We start from the raw sequence: 18,477 nt of genomic DNA on the forward strand, positions 1-18,477 counted from the left end.
ATGGCTTCGTCGCGCCGCCGGGATTCATCAATGATCTGGCCGGGGTTCGTAGATGCGGTCACGACCCTGTTGATGGTGCTTATGTTCGTGCTGACGATCTTTACCATCATGCAGTCGGTGCTGCGCGAACAGATCACCACGCAAGGCACCGAACTGGACGAGTTGAACGCGCAGGTGGCGCAACTGGCTGATGCGCTGGGGCTGGAACGCACGCGGGCGACCGAGCTTGAGGGCGAGGTCGGTCGGTTGCAGGCGGGGCTGGCGGCGGCGACCGCCGAGGGCGAGCGGCAATCGTCATTGATCGCATCACTGACCGGGCAGCTTGAGGCGCGGTCGGCGGAACTGACCGCGGCGCAGGGCAAGATCACCAGCTTCGAGGCTCAGGTGGCATCGCTTCTGGCCGAACGGGATGCGGCGCGGGGCGAGGCCGCGGCGCTGACCGCGTCGGTCGCGGATCTGGAAGCGGCGAAGGCCAAGCTGATCTCCGACAGCGAGGCGTTGACGCTGGCCTTGGCCAAGGCGCGCGACGAGGTGGACGCGAACGCCGAGGCCGCGCGTCTGGCGGCGGCGCGGCGCGAGGCGCTGGAGGCGCTGGTTGCGGATTTGCGTACCAAGGATTCCGAACGCGCCGCCGAGACTGCGGCGGCGAAGGAAGCCTTGAGCGAGGCCGAGGCGACGCGGTTGGCCGACGCGGCGGCACTTGCCGCGTTGCGTGAAAAGCTGGCGGGGGCCGACACCGAACTGACCGCGATGACGCTGGCGCTGGAGGCGGAACGCAAGCGCGCGGAGGATACGCTGACCCTGCTGGCTGCGGCGCGGACCGAGGCGGCGAAGGCCGCGACAGGCGAAAGTGCGGCACTTTCGGCGGCAAAAACGGCGCTGCTGGCGGAACAGGAAAAGACCCTCGCCGCAGCCCGGCAGGTGGAGTTGCTGAACCAGCAGGTCGCGGCCTTGCGCGGGCAGCTTGGTTCCTTGCAATCGGTGCTGGACGAGGCGGCGGCCAAGGACGCGGCGGCCAAGGTGCAACTTGATAATCTGGGTGCGCGGCTGAATTCGGCCTTGGCGCAGGTCGCGTCCGAGCAAAAGCAGCGCGCCGAACTGGAAGCGGCCGAGGCGGCACGGCTGGCGGCAGAGAACAAGGATCTGGCGCGGTTCCGGTCGGAATTCTTTGGCCAGCTTTCCACGCTGCTGGCCGGGCGCGAGGGCGTTCGGGTGGTCGGCGACCGTTTCGTGTTTTCCAGCGAAGTGCTGTTCAACCCCGGTTCTGCCGATCTGGCGGAGGAGGGGCGGTTGCAGATCGCCAGCGTGGTGAAAATTCTGGACGAGGTGCGGGCGCAGATACCCGAGGGGATCGACTGGATCATCCGGGTCGATGGCCACACCGACAACGTGCCGTTGGTGGGCGGCGCCGAGTTCGCCGATAACTGGGAACTGAGCCAAGCGCGGGCCCTGTCGGTGGTGCGGTTCATGCAGAACGAACTTGGCTTTCCGCCCGAGCGGATGGCCGCAACCGGGTTTGGTGAATACCGTCCGGTGGCACCGGGTGATGACGAGGCGAGCCGAGCCTTGAATCGGCGGATCGAGTTGAAGCTGACGGAACGCTAAGGCGTCACTCCTCGCCGGCGATGCGTTCGAAAACGGCAAGGACCTCGTCTTCCGAGGCGCGGGTCAGGGCGCCATCGTCGACTTGGGCCTTGGTCCAGAGCCAGCTGCGCGCCGGATCGTCGCGCATCGCCCAACGCGGGAAAAGCCGGTGAGTGACAGAACGACGGGTCAGCAGCGAAAGGTCCATATGGCGGTCGTCGGCGGCAATGCGGCGATAGGCGGCGTCGACGGCGGCTTCCGGCCCTTCGAGGAGTTGAAGATAAAGGTCGGCGCGGCAGATCAAAAGGCCGGTGATCCCGTCACGCGTGTTGCAGCGGCGCGCGTCAAGCAGAATGCCCGCAAGCATGGCCGTGTCGAAACCGAAGGGGCGCGAGGCGTAGGTCAGCTGGATCATTGGTCGTACGGGCCTTTCGCGGGTAAGGCGCCGGGAACGGTGGGGCGCTGGATGACCTTAGCGACCCGATGGGGTCGAGGCCACCTGCAAGTTGCGTGGCTGCCGTAGGCGCAATCCAGCGCAGGGTCAGGGTAATGTCGGGGTGGCGGTTGTAACACCATTTGGGCAGCCCCATCTCAAGACCAGCGAGCCATCCGTTCGCGAAAAAGGACTTTCCATGAACATTGTTGAAACCGCAGCCGGCAACCCGGCATTCTCGACGCTTGTGACTGCCCTTAAGGCGGCCGGTCTGACCGAGGCCCTTTCGGGCGCCGGGCCGTTCACCGTCTTTGCGCCGAATGATGCGGCCTTTGCCAAGCTTCCCAGCGGCACAGTGGCCGATCTGGTCAAGCCGGAGAACAAGGCGAAACTGGTGGAGATCCTGAAGCTGCATGTCGTTTCGGGTAAGCACATGGCGGCAGAATTCAAGGACAAGACCGCAGACGTTGCCACGCTGGGCGGTGAAAAGGTCCAGATCAAAAGCGCGGGCGGTGCGCTGCATGTCGGCGGGGCGAAGGTCGGCACGGCCGACGTCGCGGCGTCGAACGGGGTGATCCACATCATCGACACAGTGCTGATGCCTGCGGCTGTTCCTGCCGCCTGATCAGCGATGCGACATTGAAGAAGGGCCCCCGCTATGCGGGGGCCCTTTTGCTTTGCTGTGCGAGGTGGACGGAAAACCCCCGCCGAAGCGGGGGTTTTTTGTCATTCGGCGGTCAGGAGCGGAGGCTTCTGGCCCGTAAGCCGAGGCTTTGCCGGTTCTTCGATATCAAGCACGATGGCGTCGTCCTTGACCACCACCTTGACCACACCGCCCTTGACCAGCTTGCCGAACAGAAGTTCTTCGGCGAGCGGCTTCTTGATGTATTCCTGGATCACGCGACCCAGCGGGCGCGCGCCCATCTTGTCGTCATAGCCCTTGTCGCCAAGCCACAGTGCGGCTTCCGGCGACAGTTCGATGTGGACGTTGCGGTCCATCAGCTGCGCCTCAAGCTGGAGGACGAACTTCTCGACCACCTGCAGGATGACCTCGCGGCCCAAGGGCGCGAAGTTGATCACGGCGTCCAGACGGTTGCGGAATTCCGGCGTGAACGTGCGTTCGATGGCAGCCGTATCCTCGCCCGTGCGGCGTTCGCGGCCAAAGCCGAGCGCGGACTGCGACTGTTCGCGGGCGCCGGCGTTCGACGTCATGATCAGGATCACGTTGCGGAAATCCACCGTCCGGCCGTTGTGGTCGGTCAGCTTGCCGTGGTCCATCACCTGCAGCAGGATGTTGTAGACATCCGGATGCGCCTTTTCCATTTCGTCCAGCAGCAGCACGCAATGCGGGTGCTGGTCGACGCCGTCGGTCAGCATGCCGCCCTGATCAAAGCCGACATAGCCGGGAGGCGCGCCGATCAAGCGGGAAACCGCGTGTTTCTCCATGTATTCCGACATGTCGAAGCGGATCAGTTCCACGCCAAGGCTGGAGGCGAGTTGCTTTGCCACCTCGGTCTTGCCGACGCCCGTAGGCCCGGCAAAAAGGTAGTTTCCGATGGGCTTTTCCGGCTCGCGCAGGCCCGCGCGGGCCAGCTTGATGGCCGAGCAGAGCGCCTCCACCGCCTTGTCCTGCCCGAAGACCACGCGCTTCAGCGTTTTCTCAAGGTCGCGCAGGGTTTCGGCATCGTCCTTCGATACGGTTTTCGGCGGGATGCGGGCGATCTTGGCGACGACGGCCTCGATCTCTTTCACGCCGAGGGATTTGCGGCGCTTGAGGCCCGACAGCAGGTGCTGTGCGGCACCGGCCTCGTCGATCACGTCGATGGCGCTGTCCGGCAGTTTGCGGTCGTGGATGTAACGCGCGGCCAGTTCCACCGCCGACTTGATCGCATCGTTGGTGTATTTCAGGTCGTGGTGTTCCTCGAAGTGCGGTTTTAGGCCCATCAGGATCTTGATGGTATCCGGCACCGAAGGCTCGTTCACGTCGATCTTCTGGAAGCGACGGGACAGAGCCCGGTCCTTTTCAAAATGCTGACGGAATTCCTTGTAGGTGGTGGAGCCCATGCAGCGCAGCTTGCCACCCTGAAGGGCTGGCTTCAGAAGGTTCGATGCATCCATCGCGCCGCCACTCGTGGCACCTGCGCCGATCACGGTGTGGATTTCGTCGATGAAGAGGATCGCGTCGGGATGATCCTCCATTTCCTTGACCACGGCCTTCAGGCGTTCTTCGAAGTCGCCACGGTAGCGGGTGCCGGCCAGAAGCGCGCCCATGTCGAGGCTGTAGATCGTGGCTTTCGCCAGAACCTCGGGCGTCTCGCCGTTGACGATCTTGCGGGCGAGGCCTTCGGCAATCGCGGTCTTGCCCACGCCGGGGTCGCCCACCAGAAGCGGGTTGTTCTTGCGGCGGCGGCAGAGAACCTGAATCGCCCGCTCCACCTCGGCCTCGCGGCCGATAAGGGGGTCGACGTCGCCCTTGCGGGCTTTCACGTTCAGGTCGACGCAGTATTTCGACAGGGCGGATTCCTTCGCCTCGCCAGCTTCGGCCTTGGGGGTTTCCTGTTCGTCGGAGCCTTGCACCGGGCGCGGTTCGCCATAGGACGGGTCTTTCGCCACGCCATGCGCGATGAAGTTGACCGCGTCGTAACGGGTCATGTCCTGTTCTTGCAGGAAGTAGGCGGCGTTGGATTCGCGTTCGGCGAAGATCGCAACAAGGACGTTCGCGCCGGTCACTTCGGTGCGGCCCGAGGACTGCACGTGGATCGCCGCGCGCTGGATGACGCGCTGGAAGGCAGCGGTGGGAACGGCCTCGGACCCCTCGACATCGGTGACCAAGGTGGAAAGATCATCGTCGACGAAATCGGTGAGCGTTTTCCTGAGTTCATCGAGGTCCACCGAGCAGGCCTTCATCACGCGGGAGGCGTCGGGTTCGTCGATCAGCGCCAGAAGCAGATGCTCCAGCGTTGCGAGTTCGTGGCGGCGGGCGTTGGCCAGAGCCAGCGCGCCGTGGATGGCTTGCTCGAGTGTTGTCGAAAAAGAAGGCACGTTCGGTGCTCCTGTCCTGCGGGTCGGAGGGGCGTTGGGCCCGATCCAACCGTGGCCTCATAGTCTTAAAGTTCGGTTTTATTTTCCGTACTTCAAGCGCAATCTGCGTTCCGGGGGCCTTTCGTGACCGGTCTCACATCATTTGTGATAATGAGCCCTCAGAACTTGTCTTTTCTGGCACGGATTTCAGCAAAAACCGTGGCAGCATCGGCGCCCGGAAGGCCAACCGCCGTCTTGATCTGGGGCTGATCGGCCCGCAGGAAAGGGTTGGTGGCCAATTCTTCCGAAAGCGGCACCGGAACGGTGGGGCGGCCTTCGCGGCGCGCTGTCGTCACCCGGTCGATGCGAGAGATAAGATCGGGATTGCCGGGTTCAAGGGTCGCGGCGAAACGCAGGTTCGAAGTGGTGTATTCGTGGCCCGAACAGATCAGCGTGTCGGGCGGCAGCGCGGCGAGTTTTTGCAGGCTGTGCCACATCTGCGCGGGCGTGCCTTCGAAGAGCCGTCCGCAGCCCCCGGCCATCAGGCTGTCGGCGGTGAAGGCGAGGCGGCTTTCGGGGAAATGAAACGCAATGTGGCCGACGGTGTGGCCCGGCACGTCGATGATGCGGGCGAATTCCGGGCCGATGGAAAAGGTGCTGGCCTCGGTCAGCGCAAGGTCGAGGGGCGGCAGGCGGTGCGCATCGGCGGCGGCGCCAAGGACCATCGCGCCGGTCGCGGCGCGCAGGGCTTGGACCCCTTGGATGTGGTCGTCGTGGTGGTGGGTGATCAGGATGTCCGAAAGCTCCCACCCCCGCGCGTTGAGGGCGGCCAGGATCGGGGCGGCGTCCGGCACGTCGATGCAGCCGGTCTGGCCGGTGCCCGCGTCATGGACCAGGTAGGCGTAATTGTCGGACAGGCAGGGGATCGTCACAAGCTCAAGGGTCATGGGTCAGTTTCCGGGCAAGGTGGTTGGGCCGTGGGGCGCGCCAAGCCAGAGCGGGCGGTCGGGCCACCAATGGATATGGTCGGGCGCAGGGAAGGCGGGGTCGGCGAAGTTGCCGGTGGCGATGCCGATGGTGCCGGGCAGGTAATCGCCCGTGCGGAAGAATCGACCCCCGCCGCAGATCCGGCAAAAGCCGGCCATCAGCGCGGGGTCTTCGACGCCGGAATAATACCACGTAATATAGTCGCCCTCGATCGTGACGGCGGTTTCGGGAAACCACGCCGACATCGTCATGGCCGAGCCAGAGGCGCGCTGGCAGCGGGTGCAGGTGCAGGCGTGGACATGCACCGGGTCGCCACGGACGGTCAGACGCAGCGCGCCACATTCGCACAGCGACTGGCGGATTTCGGGGGACAAGGCGGGGTTGTGTTCGGGCATGGCGGGAGGGCCGTGGTCAGGGTATGGTACCGCTACCCTGACGCCGTGGGACGCCACCTGCAATGCATCTCGATGTGCTTGATCTGAGAAACTTCTACTATCGCACGGCGCTTGGCCGTGTTGCGCAGCGGGCTATCCGCGAGCAGGTGGTCAAGCATTGGCCACCGGCGGCGGGGCATACGGTCGCCGGTTTCGGGTTTGCGGTGCCGCTGCTGCGCCCCTACCTTGCCGATGCGCGGCGGGTGATCGGGCTGATGCCGGGGCCGCAGGGGGTGATGCCGTGGCCTGCGGGAATGGAGAATGTCAGCGTCCTGTGCGAGGAAACGCATTGGCCGCTGCCGACCGGGCTGGTGGACAGGCTGGTTTTGATGCACGGGCTGGAGACATCCGAGAACCCGTCGGTCGTGCTGGACGAGGCGGCGCGGGTGCTGGGGCCGGGCGGGCGGGCGCTTTTCATTGTGCCGAACCGGATCGGGCTTTGGTCGCGGCGCGACGTGACGCCCTTCGGCTTCGGGCGGCCCTATTCGGTGGCGCAGCTTGAGGCGCAGTTGAAGCGGCACAACTTCATGCCCGAGCGCAGCCAGTCGGTGCTGTTCGCGCCGCCTTCGACCGCGCGGTTCTGGTTGAGGACGGCGGATTTCTGGGAATCGGTCGGGCGCAAGGTGCCATGGCTGGCCGGTGGAGTTTTGATGGTAGAGGCGTCGAAACAGGTGTATGCGCCAACCCGAGGCGGTCTGGGTGCTGCGGTGCGCAGTCCGCTTCGGGTGCTGGAAGGGGTCGCCAAAGGCAGCCGGGAACCAGCGATGAACCGGAAATAGCCGGGGTTGCCAAGCGGTCGTTTCTGCCACCGGTGGGCAAGGCGAAGCCCACTGTGAACGCTACCATCGGAATACGCGACAAGATCACTCACGAAACGGCGAGCAACCCGGTTGCGGGGTAAGAAAGCCTCTGCTAAGGACGCCCGCGACGAGTAGGCACAGGCCTTGAACCACGGTTTGGGGAAGGTGCTGCACAGCGGCCAGTTGCCCGACGGGCGGCGGCCAGAAACAGCGGAAGGGTTGACGTGTCCGAACCAGCTTCGATTTCCCTGGGGATTGCCACACGCTACGCCACGGCTCTGTTCGAGCTGGCGAAGGAAGAGGGCGCGTTGAAGGCGCTGGAAGCCGATACCTCGGCCTTGGCCGAGGCGCTTCGGATCAGCCCCGATCTGTCGGCCGCAATCTCGTCTCCGATGGTCAGCCGTGAAGATCAGGGCCGTGTGATCGCCGCCGTCGGGGCCAAGATGGGCCTCAGCGCGCTGATGGCGAACACGCTGGCGCTGATGTCGGAAAAGCGGCGCCTCTTCGTGCTGCCGCAGCTTTTGAACAACCTGACCGACCGCATCGCCGCCGAAAAGGGCGAGATGACGGCCGAGGTCACGTCGGCCACTGCATTGTCGGCGGCACAGGCAAAGAAACTGGCCGAGACGCTGAAAGCGCGTGTCGGCAAGACCGTGAAACTGAAAACCACTGTCGATGAAAGTCTCATCGGCGGACTAGTCGTAAAGCTGGGCTCGACCATGATCGACACATCGGTCAAGGCGAAGCTCGCTGCACTCCAGAATGCAATGAAAGAGGTTGGGTGATGGGAATTCAAGCTGCCGAGATCTCCGCGATCCTCAAAGAGCAGATCAAGAACTTCGGCAAGGACGCCGAAGTGGCCGAAGTTGGCCGCGTGCTGTCGGTCGGTGACGGGATTGCCCGTGTCCACGGCCTCGACAACGTACAGGCCGGCGAGATGGTCGAATTCCCCGGCGGTATCCGCGGGATGGCGCTGAACCTCGAAGTCGACAACGTCGGTATCGTGATCTTCGGTTCCGACCAGGACATTAAGGAAGGCGACACCGTCAAGCGCACCAAGTCCATCGTGGACGTGCCTGCCGGCAACGCGCTTCTGGGCCGCGTCGTCGACGCACTGGGCAACCCGATCGACGGCAAGGGCGCGATTGCCGCGACCGAGCGTCGTGTGGCTGACGTGAAGGCACCGGGCATCATTCCGCGCAAATCGGTGCACGAGCCGATGGCGACCGGCCTCAAGGCGATCGACGCGATGATCCCGGTTGGCCGTGGCCAGCGCGAGCTGATCATCGGTGACCGCCAGACCGGCAAGACCGCCGTGGCGCTGGACACCATCCTGAACCAGAAGGCCTACAACGAGGCCGCCGGTGACGATGAATCGAAGAAGCTGTACTGCATCTATGTCGCCATCGGGCAGAAGCGTTCGACCGTGGCGCAGTTGGTCAAGAAACTGGAAGAGACCGGCGCGATCAAGTACACGATCGTCGTGGCTGCCACCGCGTCGGACCCTGCTCCGATGCAGTTCCTTGCACCCTATTCGGCAACCGCGATGGCGGAATTCTTCCGCGACAACGGCCGCCATGCGCTGATCATCTATGATGACCTGTCGAAGCAGGCTGTCGCCTATCGCCAGATGTCGCTTCTGCTGCGCCGTCCGCCGGGGCGTGAAGCCTACCCGGGCGACGTGTTCTATCTGCACTCGCGCCTGCTGGAGCGGTCTGCGAAGATGAGCGAAGATTTCGGCTCGGGCTCGCTGACGGCGCTGCCGATCATCGAGACGCAGGCCGGCGACGTGTCGGCCTACATTCCGACGAACGTGATCTCGATCACCGACGGGCAGATCTTCCTTGAAACCGAACTGTTCTATCAGGGCGTCCGTCCGGCCGTGAACACCGGTCTGTCGGTGAGCCGCGTGGGTTCGTCCGCCCAGACCAGCGCGATGAAGTCGGTCGCCGGCAAAGTGAAGCTGGAACTGGCGCAGTACCGCGAAATGGCGGCGTTTGCGCAGTTCGGTTCCGACCTTGACGCCTCGACCCAGCAGTTGCTGAACCGTGGCGCGCGTCTGACGGAACTGATGAAGCAGGCGCAGTATGCACCGCTGACCAACGCCGAGATCGTCGTGATCATCTATGCTGGCACGTCGGGCTATCTCGACAAGATCGCTGTCAAGGACGTGGGCCGGTTCGAACAGGGGCTGCTGAAGCACCTGCGCACCACGGGCAAGGCGCTTCTGGCCGACATCACCACGAAAGACCGCAAGGTTTCGGGCGATCTGGAGAAAGCCATTCGTGCCGAGCTTGACGCCTTCGCCAAAGACTTCGCGTAAGTCGGGCCCGGGAGCACCCATATGCCCAGCTTGAAGGCCCTCAAGACCCGGATCGCCAGCGTCAAGAACACGCGGAAGATCACGAAGGCGATGCAGATGGTCGCCGCCGCAAAACTGCGCCGCGCGCAGGAAGCGGCGGAGGCTGCACGCCCCTATGCCGAACGGATGACGGCTGTCATGTCGTCCTTGGCAACGGGGATCGGCCAGAGCGAAAGTGCGCCGAAACTTCTGGCCGGAAACGGCAAGGATCAGGTGCATCTTCTGGTGGTGATGACGTCGGAGCGCGGCCTTTGTGGCGGCTTCAACTCCACCATCGTGCGTCTGGCGCGGGTCAAGGCGGCCGAACTGCTGGCCGCTGGCAAGACCGTCAAGATCCTGACCGTCGGCAAGAAGGGCCGCGAACAGTTGCGTCGCGATTACAGCGCCTATTTCGTAGGTCATGTTGACATGGGCGATGTTAAGCGCGTGGGCTATGCCAACGCGCAAGGCATCGCGCGCGAAGTGCTGGCCACCTTCGAGGCGGGCGAGTGCGACGTGGTGACGATCTTCTACAACCGCTTCCAGTCGGTGATCAGCCAGATCCCGACGGCGTTGCAGGTGATCCCGGCCAAGTTCGAAGGCGGGGCGGCGAACGCGCTTTACGACTACGAACCGTCGGAAGAGGCGATCCTTGCCGACCTGCTGCCGCGCGGTGTCGCGACGCAGATCTTCACGGCCCTTCTGGAAAACGGCGCCAGCGAACAGGGTGCGCGGATGTCCGCAATGGACAACGCCACGCGCAACGCAGGCGACATGATCAACAAGCTGACGATCCAGTACAACCGGAGCCGTCAGGCCGCGATCACCAAAGAGCTTATCGAAATCATTTCCGGCGCCGAGGCGCTGTAAGTTAACCGGAGAAACGACATGGCAAAAGCACCGAAAGCAGCTGCCGCGGCAGGCAAGGTCACCCAGGTGATCGGCGCCGTGGTGGACGTGCAGTTCGAAGGGGCGCTTCCCGCGATTCTGAACGCGCTGGAAACGACGAACAACGGCAAGCGTCTGGTTCTGGAAGTGGCCCAGCACCTGGGCGAAAACACCGTCCGCACCATCGCGATGGACGCAACCGAGGGTCTGGTGCGGGGCGCACCGGTTTCCGACATGGGCGCGCCGATCTCGGTTCCGGTGGGTGACGGGACGCTGGGCCGCATCATCAACGTGATCGGCGAGCCGATCGACGAAAAAGGCCCGGTTGCGCACACCGAGCGTCGCGCTATCCACCAGCCGGCCCCGTCGTTCGCCGATCAGGCCACCGATGCGCTGATCCTGGTGACCGGCATCAAGGTTATCGACCTTCTGGCGCCCTATTCGCGCGGCGGGAAGATCGGCCTTTTCGGCGGTGCAGGCGTGGGCAAGACGGTTCTGATCCAAGAACTGATCAACAACGTCGCCAAGGTGCACTCGGGCTATTCGGTGTTCGCCGGCGTTGGCGAGCGGACCCGCGAGGGCAACGACCTTTACCACGAATTCATCGAATCCGGCGTTATCAACATCGACGACCTGACCAAGTCCAAAGTGGCGCTTGTGTATGGTCAGATGAACGAACCGCCGGGCGCGCGTGCGCGTGTGGCGCTGACCGGCCTGACCATCGCCGAACAGTTCCGCGACCAGTCGGGGACGGACGTGCTGTTCTTCGTGGACAACATCTTCCGCTTTACCCAAGCCGGTTCGGAAGTGTCCGCCCTTCTTGGCCGTATCCCTTCGGCCGTGGGTTACCAGCCGACGCTGGCGACCGACATGGGCCAGCTTCAGGAACGCATCACCTCGACCAAAGCCGGCTCGATCACCTCGGTTCAGGCCATCTACGTTCCGGCCGACGACCTTACCGACCCTGCTCCGGCCGCATCCTTCGCCCACCTTGACGCCACGACCGTTCTGTCGCGCGCCATCTCGGAACTGGGGATCTACCCGGCCGTGGACCCGCTCGATAGCACCAGCCGTATCCTTGACCCGCTGGTCGTGGGGCAGGAACACTATGACGTTGCCCGTTCGGTGCAGGGGATGCTTCAGCGCTACAAGTCGCTGCAGGACATCATCGCCATCCTCGGGATGGACGAACTGAGCGAAGAGGACAAGCTGACCGTGGCCCGCGCCCGGAAGATCCAGCGTTTCCTGTCGCAGCCGTTCGACGTGGCGCAGGTGTTCACCGGTTCGCCGGGCGTGCAGGTGCCGCTGGAAAAGACCATCGCCTCGTTCAAGGCCGTGGTTGCTGGTGAATACGATCACCTTCCGGAAGCCGCCTTCTACATGGTTGGCGACATCGAAGAAGTGAAAGCCAAGGCCGCGAAGCTCGCTGCGGCAGCGGCATAAGGGGGCCGAAATGGCAGGATCCGTGCAATTCGACCTGGTCAGTCCGGAACGGCGGCTGGCCTCGGTTCAGGCGTCGGAGGTGCAGATCCCCGGCGCGATGGGCGATCTCACGGCGATGGAGGGGCACGCCCCCGCCATCACTACGCTGCGCCCCGGCATCCTGCGGGTCGTCGCGCCTGATGGCACGCGGGCTTATGTCGTGACCGGCGGCTTTGCCGAAATCACCGCCACCGGCGTTTCGGTTCTGGCCGAACGCGCGGTGCCGGTGGATGAGCTGACGCCCGCCACGCTGGATGCGCTGGTGGCTGACGTGTCCGCGGCGGCCACGTTGGGGTCTGACAAGGACAGCTCCGACAAGATGATGGCTGACCTGAACGCGATGCGGGCCGCCGTCGGGCTTTGATCCGGTTGCAAGATGTCGAAAGGCCCCGCCGATGCGCGGGGCCTTTTGCATTTTTCCAACCCATTCCTGCCGGAATGCGGCACTATACGGGTGTGGGTCGTGTGGGTGGTGAATGAAGCGGTTTTCGGGAAAGATCGGCGTCGAGCAAGGCACAAGGGTGCTGTTTTCGGATTTTGCCAATGACGGCGTGATGTGGGCTGGCGACGGCCCGCGCGAGGTGCGGCAGGCGCAGACCTTTTCCGAACCCTTCGCCGTAGCGCCGATGGTGATGGTCAGCATCTCGATGTGGGACATGGACCACAAGACCAACTCGCGCGCCGATATCTCGGCCGAGAATATCACCGAAAGCGGCTTTGAGATCGTGTTCCGCACCTGGAGTGACACTCGCGTGGCGCGGATCCGGGCTGACTGGATGGCGCTTGGTCCGCTACGCGACGATGATGAATGGGATGTGGTTTAGACGCTTGAAGGGCTGGGGATGATGCGGTGCGCCACGGCGAGGCACGCGGCAAAGACCACGACACCGGCGGCAAGGTCGATCAGGTGATGCCCGCCGTGCGACAGGGTTGCGGGAATCATGGCCAGATTGGCGACCAGCGCGGGCAGGAACAGCACCGTCGCGCGGCTGAACCAGACCACCATGCAGGCCATCACCATGTGATAGGAGGGAAAGGCGACCACGCCTGTAATGACCTCGGGGCTGATGCGGCCGGGGCCAACCTCGACCAATTGCTTGAGGTAGGCACCGTAGGCATCGTCGTAATAAAGCCCGGTGGCGGCAAGGATCGGCTTCGGGATTGTCTGGTAGGCCGACGGGCCGACGCTGGGCCACAGCCACCAGATCGCTACCGTGACGATCAAAGTGACGATCCCCACCAGCAGCAACCTGTGTAAAGCCACTTCCCGAGCCAGCGCTCCCAGCACAATGATGAGCAGCACGATCTGCGGCAGCGAGGTGTGATAGAGGTAGCCAAGCCCACGGGCGAACCACGGATATTCGGCCAGACCGGCGACGAAACCGGGCCAGTGATAGCCAACCTGCGCGTCCAGCGCGATCAGCTGTTGGTCGATCAGCGGGTTTGGCAGGGGAAACAGGGCGAAGATGAACACGGTGGAGACCGCCGTGAAGCCCATGAACACCCCAACGCCGATGACCGCCAGCGCGATCCGCGGCGCCGCCTTGACCGCGCGGATGTAGCCGCCGACGCCGACAAGCCCGAGGGTCGCGAAAAAGCCGACAAGGAACGGGGGCCAGTTGACGATGCGCCCGGTTGCCAGCACCAGCGCGACCGCAGCAAGGCCGAACCCCACGATGATGCCCAGCATCAGGTGTTCAGGTGGCAAAAGCTGCAAGTTCCTGCGCTGTCCAACCAGAATTTCGCCGTTGCCTGCCATCGCGGTGATTGCCCTTCGCTTTCCCGCCAAGGCGGAGACAATCTTCAAGCTAAAGGGTCATTGTGCCGCTTTCGTGGCGAAAACCGTGCAAAACCTGCTCAGGAGCGCTGGTAAAGGCCTTCGTAGATCGGCACCAAAGTGTCCGTCTCGAACAGCGAGGACACCGACATCCCGCCCCAGATATTCAGGATCGCCTGCGCGAAGATCGGCGCGGTCGGAACGATGCGGATGTTCTTGGCGGCCCGGACCGCCTCGGATGGTTCGATGCTGTCGGTGATGACCAGCGATTTCATTACCGAATTCTGCACCCGTTCGACCGCAGGGCCGGACAGCACACCGTGGGTGATATAGCTGTGAACCTCGGTCGCGCCCTGTTCCATCAGCACTTCGGCGGCTTTGCACAGCGTGCCGGCAGTGTCGCAGATATCGTCGACGATGATGCATTTCTTGCCGACAACGCTGCCGATCACGATCATCTCGGCCACTTCACCGGCCTTTTCGCGGCGCTTGTCCACGATGGCGAGGGGGGCGTTTATCCGCTTGGCCAGTTCGCGCGCACGGGCCACGCCGCCCACATCTGGCGACACGACCATCAGATCTTCCATCTGGCCGCGGAAGTGATGTTCGATATCCAGCGCAAAGACTGGCGAGGCATAGAGGTTGTCCACCGGAATGTCGAAGAAGCCCTGAATCTGCGCGGCGTGCAGGTCCAACGTCAGCACGCGGTCAACGCCCGCCTCGGTGATCATGTTGGCCACCAGTTTCGCGGTGATCGGGGTGCGGGCCTTGGCGCGGCGGTCCTGACGCGCATAGCCGAAATAGGGGATCACGGCGGTGATGCGGCTGGCCGACGACCGGCGCAGCGCGTCGGTCATGATCAAGAGTTCCATCAGGTTGTCGTTGGCCGGGTTCGAGGTGGACTGGATGATGTACATGTCCTCGCCACGGACATTCTCGAACACCTCGACGAAGATTTCCTGATCGTTGAAGCGTTCGACCCGCGCGTCTACCAGATTGACGCTCATGCCCCTGTGCATCGACATGCGGCGGGCGATGGATTTGGCGAGGCTTTGGTTGGCGTTTCCGGCGATCAGCTTCGGTTCGGTGATGGCTGGCATTGATGGCTCCGGAAACGGCGGATTCGCGTGCGTTGACACCGCTTATCACCGGGTTAGGGTCTTGCAAACGGTGCGTGGGCAAAGGAATGGCGAATGACGCAGATTGACTACTTTTTCGCACCGATGTCGCCGTTCACCTACCTTGCTGGCGCGCGGCTGGAAGCGGTGGCGGCGCGGCATGTCGCCAGCATCCGGTACATTCCGATTGACGCCCCGGCGCTGTTTCCGCGCACCGGCGGACAAACTCTGGCGGAACGGCATGAAAGCCGGAAAGCCTACCGTCTGCAGGAACTGCGGCGGGGGGCAAAAAAGCAAGGCGTGCCGATCCTGATGCCAGCGCCCTACTTTCCGGTGAACCCTGCCCCTGCCAGCTATGCGATCATCGCGGCGGCCAAGGCGGGGGGCGGCGATCTGGCGGGGCTGGTTCAGGCATTTCCGCGCGCGGTTTGGGCCGAAGGGCGCAACATCGCCGAGGACGAGGTGGTGAAGGACATCCTTGGCGCACATGGCTTTGATCCAGGCGTGGCGGACCGTTACATGCTGGCCGCAGCCGAAACCTATGCGAATAATCTTGAAGAAGCGGTGTCGCGCGGTGTATTCGGCGTGCCGTTCTACATCGTTGGCGACGAGACGTTCTGGGGACAGGACAGGCTCGATGACCTTGACCTGTATCTTGCCGGAAAGTTGTGAGTGCCCGAAGATCTTACCCCTGTTGTCGAACAGCCCGCGTTTCGGGTCTGGGACCGTGGCGCCGCGCGCCCGGTTCTGGCGCTGCATTGTTCGCTGGCCCATTCCGGTGCGTGGTCGGGGCTGGTGGACCGGCTGTCTGGCGTGACGGTAACCGCGCTCGATCAGCCGGGGCATGGCCGCGCCGCTGACTGGGACGGGGTCGAGGAGATTCACGGTCTGACCACGCGGCTGTCGCTGGCCTGGGTGGAGCGGTTGGCAGCGGACGGCCCGATCGACCTTTTCGGCCATTCGTTCGGGGCGACGGTGGCGTTGCGCATTGCGCTGACGCGCCCAGACCTGGTGCGCAGCCTGATGCTGGTCGAGCCGGTGATCTTTGCCGCCGCCAAGGGTGCCTCAGCCTATGCGCCGTTCCGCGCCGGGCATGAAACCGTGGCCCGCCTGATGGCCGAAGGCCGCCGGGACGAGGCCGCGTCGGTGTTCCATGCGGCCTGGGGCACGGGCGAGCCCTTTGCCGATCTGCCAGAGCGGCAGCGCAGCTACATCCTTGCGCGCATCCACCACATCGCGGCGCAGAACCCGGTGCTGCTGGATGATGCGGCCGGCCTGCTGGCGCCCGGTCGGCTGGAAGCCCTGCGCGTGCCGATCCTGATGGTCGAAGGTGGCGACAGTCCGCCAATCATCGACGCGGTGCAAGCGGCGCTATGCGCGCGGCTGCCAAAGGCCACCCGGCTGATCGTGCCGGGAGCGGGGCACATGGTGCCGATCACCCATCCGCAGGTGGTGGCGCGGTCGGTGCAGATGCACCTCGACGCGGCCTAGAAGGCGGCGAGGAAGCGGTCGACGTGATCTTCGGTCGTATTCCATGACGCGACCAGACGCGCGGCCTCACGCTTGGGCGAGGTGTTCCAGGCGTAATAGCGCGCGCCGGCAGCCTGCAGGCGGGCGTGGGTGCCAGGCGACCATTCGGGGAACATCATGTTGGCGTCAACCGCGTGGCGCTGGCTTACGGAATTGATCCGGCCAAGCCCATCGGCCAGCCGCTTGCCCATCGCGTTGGCGTGGGCGGCAAGCCGCAGCCACAGGCCGTCAGTCAGATATGCCTCGAATTGCGCGGACAGGAAGCGGTGTTTGGAGAAAAGATGCCCGCCCCGCTTGCGGCGCAGCTCGAACTCCCACGCCTTCGCCGGGTCGAACATCACCACGGCCTCCACCCCCATGCAGCCGTTCTTGGTGCCGCCAAAGGACAGCACGTCGATCCCCGCCTTCCATGTCATCTCGGCCGGGGTCGCCCCGGTCGCGGCCAAAGCGTTGGCAAACCGTGCGCCGTCCATGTGGCAGGGCAGCCCTTTGGCGCGGGCCAGTGCAGTCAGCGCGGCGACCTCGGAGGGTGTATAGACGGTGCCGGCTTCGGTCACATTGGTGATCGACAGCATCCCCTTCTGCACGCCATGCACGCCGCTTTCCCCGGTGCGACCGATCACCTCGGCCAAGGTCTGGGGCGTCATCTTGCCATGCGAGCCCGGCACCAGCGCGAGCTTAGCGCCGGAATAGAACTCGGGCGCGCCGCATTCATCTTCGGCGATATGGGCGAGGCGGTGGCAGAAGACAGCGGCCCAGGGCGGGCAATGCGTGGCGATCGCCAGCGCGTTTGCGGCCGTGCCGGTCGCTACAAGATAGACCGCAGCCTCCGGCGCCTCCAGCACCTCGCGCACCAGTTTCGTCACGCGCGCCATCGCGGCATCGGCACCGTAGGACGTGTCGTAACCCTCGTTCACACGGGCAAGGGCGGCCATGACCTCGGGCGCCGCACCCGAGGTGTTGTCAGACGCAAAGAACATTCAGGGCGTTTCCTCGATGATGTAGTCTTCCCAGTCTTCTTCGGGCACGGTGAACTCCGACACCGTCCAGCCCCGCACCGAATTGCCCGAGGTATGAGTGCTTTCGGGATCGCCGGTCAGCAGCGGGTGCCAGTCGGGCAAAGGCTGGTTTTGGTAAAGCCGCTTGTAGGCGCAACTTTGCGGCAGCCAGTAGGCCACCCGTTCCAGGGTCTTGGGCGTCAGGAACACACATTCCGGCACATATTGCCGCCGCGTTTCATACTTGGTGCAGCGGCAGGCGTCGCCGTCCAGCAGGCGGCAGGCGACGCGGGTGAAGGCAACTTCGCCGGTGTCCTCGAATTCAAGTTTGTTCAAGCAGCACTTGCCGCAGCCGTCACAGACAGCCTCCCATTCGGCAGGCGTCATCTTCTTCAGCGGGATGGTTTCCCAGAACCGGTGGCGCAGTTTTTCCATCGGGCGAAGGTGCCTTCTGGGCCGGGAAAAGGGAAGGGGTCACAGCACCAGCCGCATCAACGGGCGGGTCTCCTTGACGCGGGCGACGGTTTCAAACCCGGACTTGGCGAAGGCCGCCACCGGGCCGACGAACAGGGGGATGGATTTCGGGTTCGATCCCACGATGGGCGCCGCCTCCAGCACCCTCGCGCCATTGGCACGGGCAAAGGCGATGCCGGCGGCCAGCATCCGGTGGGTATGGCCCTTGCCGCGCGCCCGCGCCCGGAAGAAAAAACACGACACTGCCCAGACGCCGGGGTCGTCCGCCGGCGCGTCGGGCAGCGGGGAGGAGACGCGGCCGGGGTTGTTCCACTCCGGCACATCGGCGCGCGGGCCGATCTGCATCCAGCCCACCGCTTCGTCGCCGTCAAACGCGATCAGGCCCGGCGGCGGGCCCGCGACAATGCGCGCCAGCATCACATCGCGCCGTTCGTCCCCGGTCATCGCCTGCCGCACATTGGGCCGCAGCCGGAACGACGTGCACCAGCAGCCGTAGCAGGCACCCTGCGGTCCGAAAAGCGCGGTGAAGGCAGGGATCAGGTCGGGTGTCAGCGGGCGGATATCAAGGTCGGGCATGGCAGGCTCCTGTTGTATCAGGATGGCGCTGCGG

20 protein-coding genes are annotated in these 18,477 nt (G+C 64.3%); 11 read left to right on the forward strand and 9 right to left on the reverse strand.

Going from position 1 to position 18,477, the window contains the following annotated elements; genetic code table 11:
• A complete protein-coding gene (locus tag ACROUL_RS04430; RefSeq protein ID WP_431298334.1) occupies positions 1–1,605 on the forward strand; it encodes a peptidoglycan -binding protein in 1,605 nt (534 codons plus the stop codon).
• 4 nt (positions 1,606–1,609) lie between these two features.
• Here the strand turns inward: ACROUL_RS04430 and ACROUL_RS04435 are convergent, their stop codons facing one another.
• Positions 1,610–1,999, reverse strand: a complete 390-nt coding sequence (locus ACROUL_RS04435) for a BLUF domain-containing protein (protein WP_431298335.1) — start codon at positions 1,997–1,999, stop codon at positions 1,610–1,612.
• Positions 2,000–2,216: 217 nt separating this feature from the next.
• Between ACROUL_RS04435 and ACROUL_RS04440 the strand changes: the two genes are divergently transcribed.
• Positions 2,217–2,642, forward strand: coding sequence for a fasciclin domain-containing protein (locus ACROUL_RS04440; protein WP_431298336.1), 426 nt, complete (start codon positions 2,217–2,219; stop codon positions 2,640–2,642).
• A gap of 101 nt (positions 2,643–2,743) precedes the next feature.
• Here ACROUL_RS04440 and clpA read toward each other — a convergent pair whose 3' ends face one another.
• The 3 genes from clpA to ACROUL_RS04455 form a co-directional block, all read right to left on the reverse strand.
• Entirely contained in the window at positions 2,744–5,059 is a 2,316-nt protein-coding gene (gene clpA, locus ACROUL_RS04445; RefSeq protein ID WP_431298337.1) for an ATP-dependent Clp protease ATP-binding subunit ClpA, read from the reverse strand.
• Positions 5,060–5,217: 158 nt separating this feature from the next.
• Positions 5,218–5,985 carry a hydroxyacylglutathione hydrolase gene (gloB, locus tag ACROUL_RS04450; RefSeq protein ID WP_431298338.1) on the reverse strand — a complete coding sequence of 256 codons (768 nt, stop codon included), beginning with the start codon at positions 5,983–5,985 and terminating at the stop codon, positions 5,218–5,220.
• 3 nt (positions 5,986–5,988) lie between these two features.
• The gene (locus tag ACROUL_RS04455) at positions 5,989–6,420 is read right to left on the reverse strand and encodes a GFA family protein (RefSeq protein WP_431298339.1); all 432 of its coding nucleotides are present in this window, start codon (positions 6,418–6,420) and stop codon (positions 5,989–5,991) included.
• A gap of 62 nt (positions 6,421–6,482) precedes the next feature.
• Between ACROUL_RS04455 and ACROUL_RS04460 the strand changes: the two genes are divergently transcribed.
• From ACROUL_RS04460 to ACROUL_RS04490, 7 genes are all read left to right on the forward strand, one after another.
• Complete coding sequence (locus tag ACROUL_RS04460; protein ID WP_431298340.1) at positions 6,483–7,238, forward strand: class I SAM-dependent methyltransferase; 756 nt, start codon at positions 6,483–6,485, stop codon at positions 7,236–7,238.
• A gap of 245 nt (positions 7,239–7,483) precedes the next feature.
• Complete coding sequence (locus ACROUL_RS04465) at positions 7,484–8,044, forward strand: F0F1 ATP synthase subunit delta (RefSeq protein ID WP_431298341.1); 561 nt, start codon at positions 7,484–7,486, stop codon at positions 8,042–8,044.
• Complete coding sequence (gene atpA / locus ACROUL_RS04470; RefSeq protein WP_431298342.1) at positions 8,044–9,582, forward strand: F0F1 ATP synthase subunit alpha; 1,539 nt, start codon at positions 8,044–8,046, stop codon at positions 9,580–9,582. Before ACROUL_RS04465 ends, atpA begins: the two co-directional genes overlap by 1 nt.
• 21 nt (positions 9,583–9,603) lie before the next feature.
• Positions 9,604–10,470: a F0F1 ATP synthase subunit gamma gene (locus ACROUL_RS04475; RefSeq protein WP_431298343.1), complete on the forward strand. Its 867-nt coding sequence runs from the start codon at positions 9,604–9,606 to the stop codon at positions 10,468–10,470.
• A gap of 18 nt (positions 10,471–10,488) precedes the next feature.
• Positions 10,489–11,931: a F0F1 ATP synthase subunit beta gene (gene atpD / locus ACROUL_RS04480; protein ID WP_431298344.1), complete on the forward strand. Its 1,443-nt coding sequence runs from the start codon at positions 10,489–10,491 to the stop codon at positions 11,929–11,931.
• Positions 11,932–11,941: 10 nt separating this feature from the next.
• A complete protein-coding gene (locus ACROUL_RS04485) occupies positions 11,942–12,334 on the forward strand; it encodes a F0F1 ATP synthase subunit epsilon (protein WP_431298345.1) in 393 nt (130 codons plus the stop codon).
• 112 nt (positions 12,335–12,446) lie between these two features.
• Entirely contained in the window at positions 12,447–12,794 is a 348-nt protein-coding gene (locus ACROUL_RS04490; protein ID WP_431298346.1) for an H-type lectin domain-containing protein, read from the forward strand.
• Here ACROUL_RS04490 and ACROUL_RS04495 read toward each other — a convergent pair.
• Both ACROUL_RS04495 and ACROUL_RS04500 read right to left on the reverse strand, forming a co-directional pair.
• Positions 12,791–13,777, reverse strand: coding sequence for a phosphatase PAP2 family protein (locus ACROUL_RS04495; protein WP_431298347.1), 987 nt, complete (start codon positions 13,775–13,777; stop codon positions 12,791–12,793). The two genes, ACROUL_RS04490 and ACROUL_RS04495, sit on opposite strands and share 4 nt — an antisense overlap.
• Positions 13,778–13,827: 50 nt before the next feature.
• On the reverse strand, positions 13,828–14,847 hold the full coding sequence (locus tag ACROUL_RS04500) for a ribose-phosphate pyrophosphokinase (protein ID WP_431298348.1): 1,020 nt from the start codon (positions 14,845–14,847) through the stop codon (positions 13,828–13,830).
• Positions 14,848–14,940: 93 nt separating this feature from the next.
• Here ACROUL_RS04500 and ACROUL_RS04505 point away from each other — a divergent pair, with 93 nt between their 5' ends.
• Positions 14,941–15,537: a 2-hydroxychromene-2-carboxylate isomerase gene (locus ACROUL_RS04505; RefSeq protein WP_431298349.1), complete on the forward strand. Its 597-nt coding sequence runs from the start codon at positions 14,941–14,943 to the stop codon at positions 15,535–15,537.
• On the forward strand, positions 15,538–16,356 hold the full coding sequence (locus tag ACROUL_RS04510; protein WP_431298350.1) for an alpha/beta fold hydrolase: 819 nt from the start codon (positions 15,538–15,540) through the stop codon (positions 16,354–16,356).
• On the opposite strand, the gene ACROUL_RS04515 is transcribed toward ACROUL_RS04510, so the two are convergent.
• The 3 genes from ACROUL_RS04515 to ACROUL_RS04525 are packed head-to-tail and all read right to left on the reverse strand — an operon-like array spanning position 16,353 to position 18,443.
• Positions 16,353–17,375, reverse strand: coding sequence for a threonine aldolase family protein (locus ACROUL_RS04515; RefSeq protein ID WP_431298351.1), 1,023 nt, complete (start codon positions 17,373–17,375; stop codon positions 16,353–16,355). The two genes, ACROUL_RS04510 and ACROUL_RS04515, sit on opposite strands and share 4 nt — an antisense overlap.
• Positions 17,376–17,828, reverse strand: a complete 453-nt coding sequence (locus ACROUL_RS04520) for a YcgN family cysteine cluster protein (RefSeq protein WP_431298352.1) — start codon at positions 17,826–17,828, stop codon at positions 17,376–17,378.
• A 39-nt stretch (positions 17,829–17,867) separates the two neighbouring features.
• A complete protein-coding gene (locus ACROUL_RS04525) occupies positions 17,868–18,443 on the reverse strand; it encodes a GNAT family N-acetyltransferase (RefSeq protein WP_431298353.1) in 576 nt (191 codons plus the stop codon).
• Between the last annotated feature and the right edge of the window lie 34 nt (positions 18,444–18,477).

Origin of the sequence: Tabrizicola sp. BL-A-41-H6 (genome assembly GCF_050632395.1) — a bacterium.
GTDB lineage: Bacteria > Pseudomonadota > Alphaproteobacteria > Rhodobacterales > Rhodobacteraceae > JAUYQR01.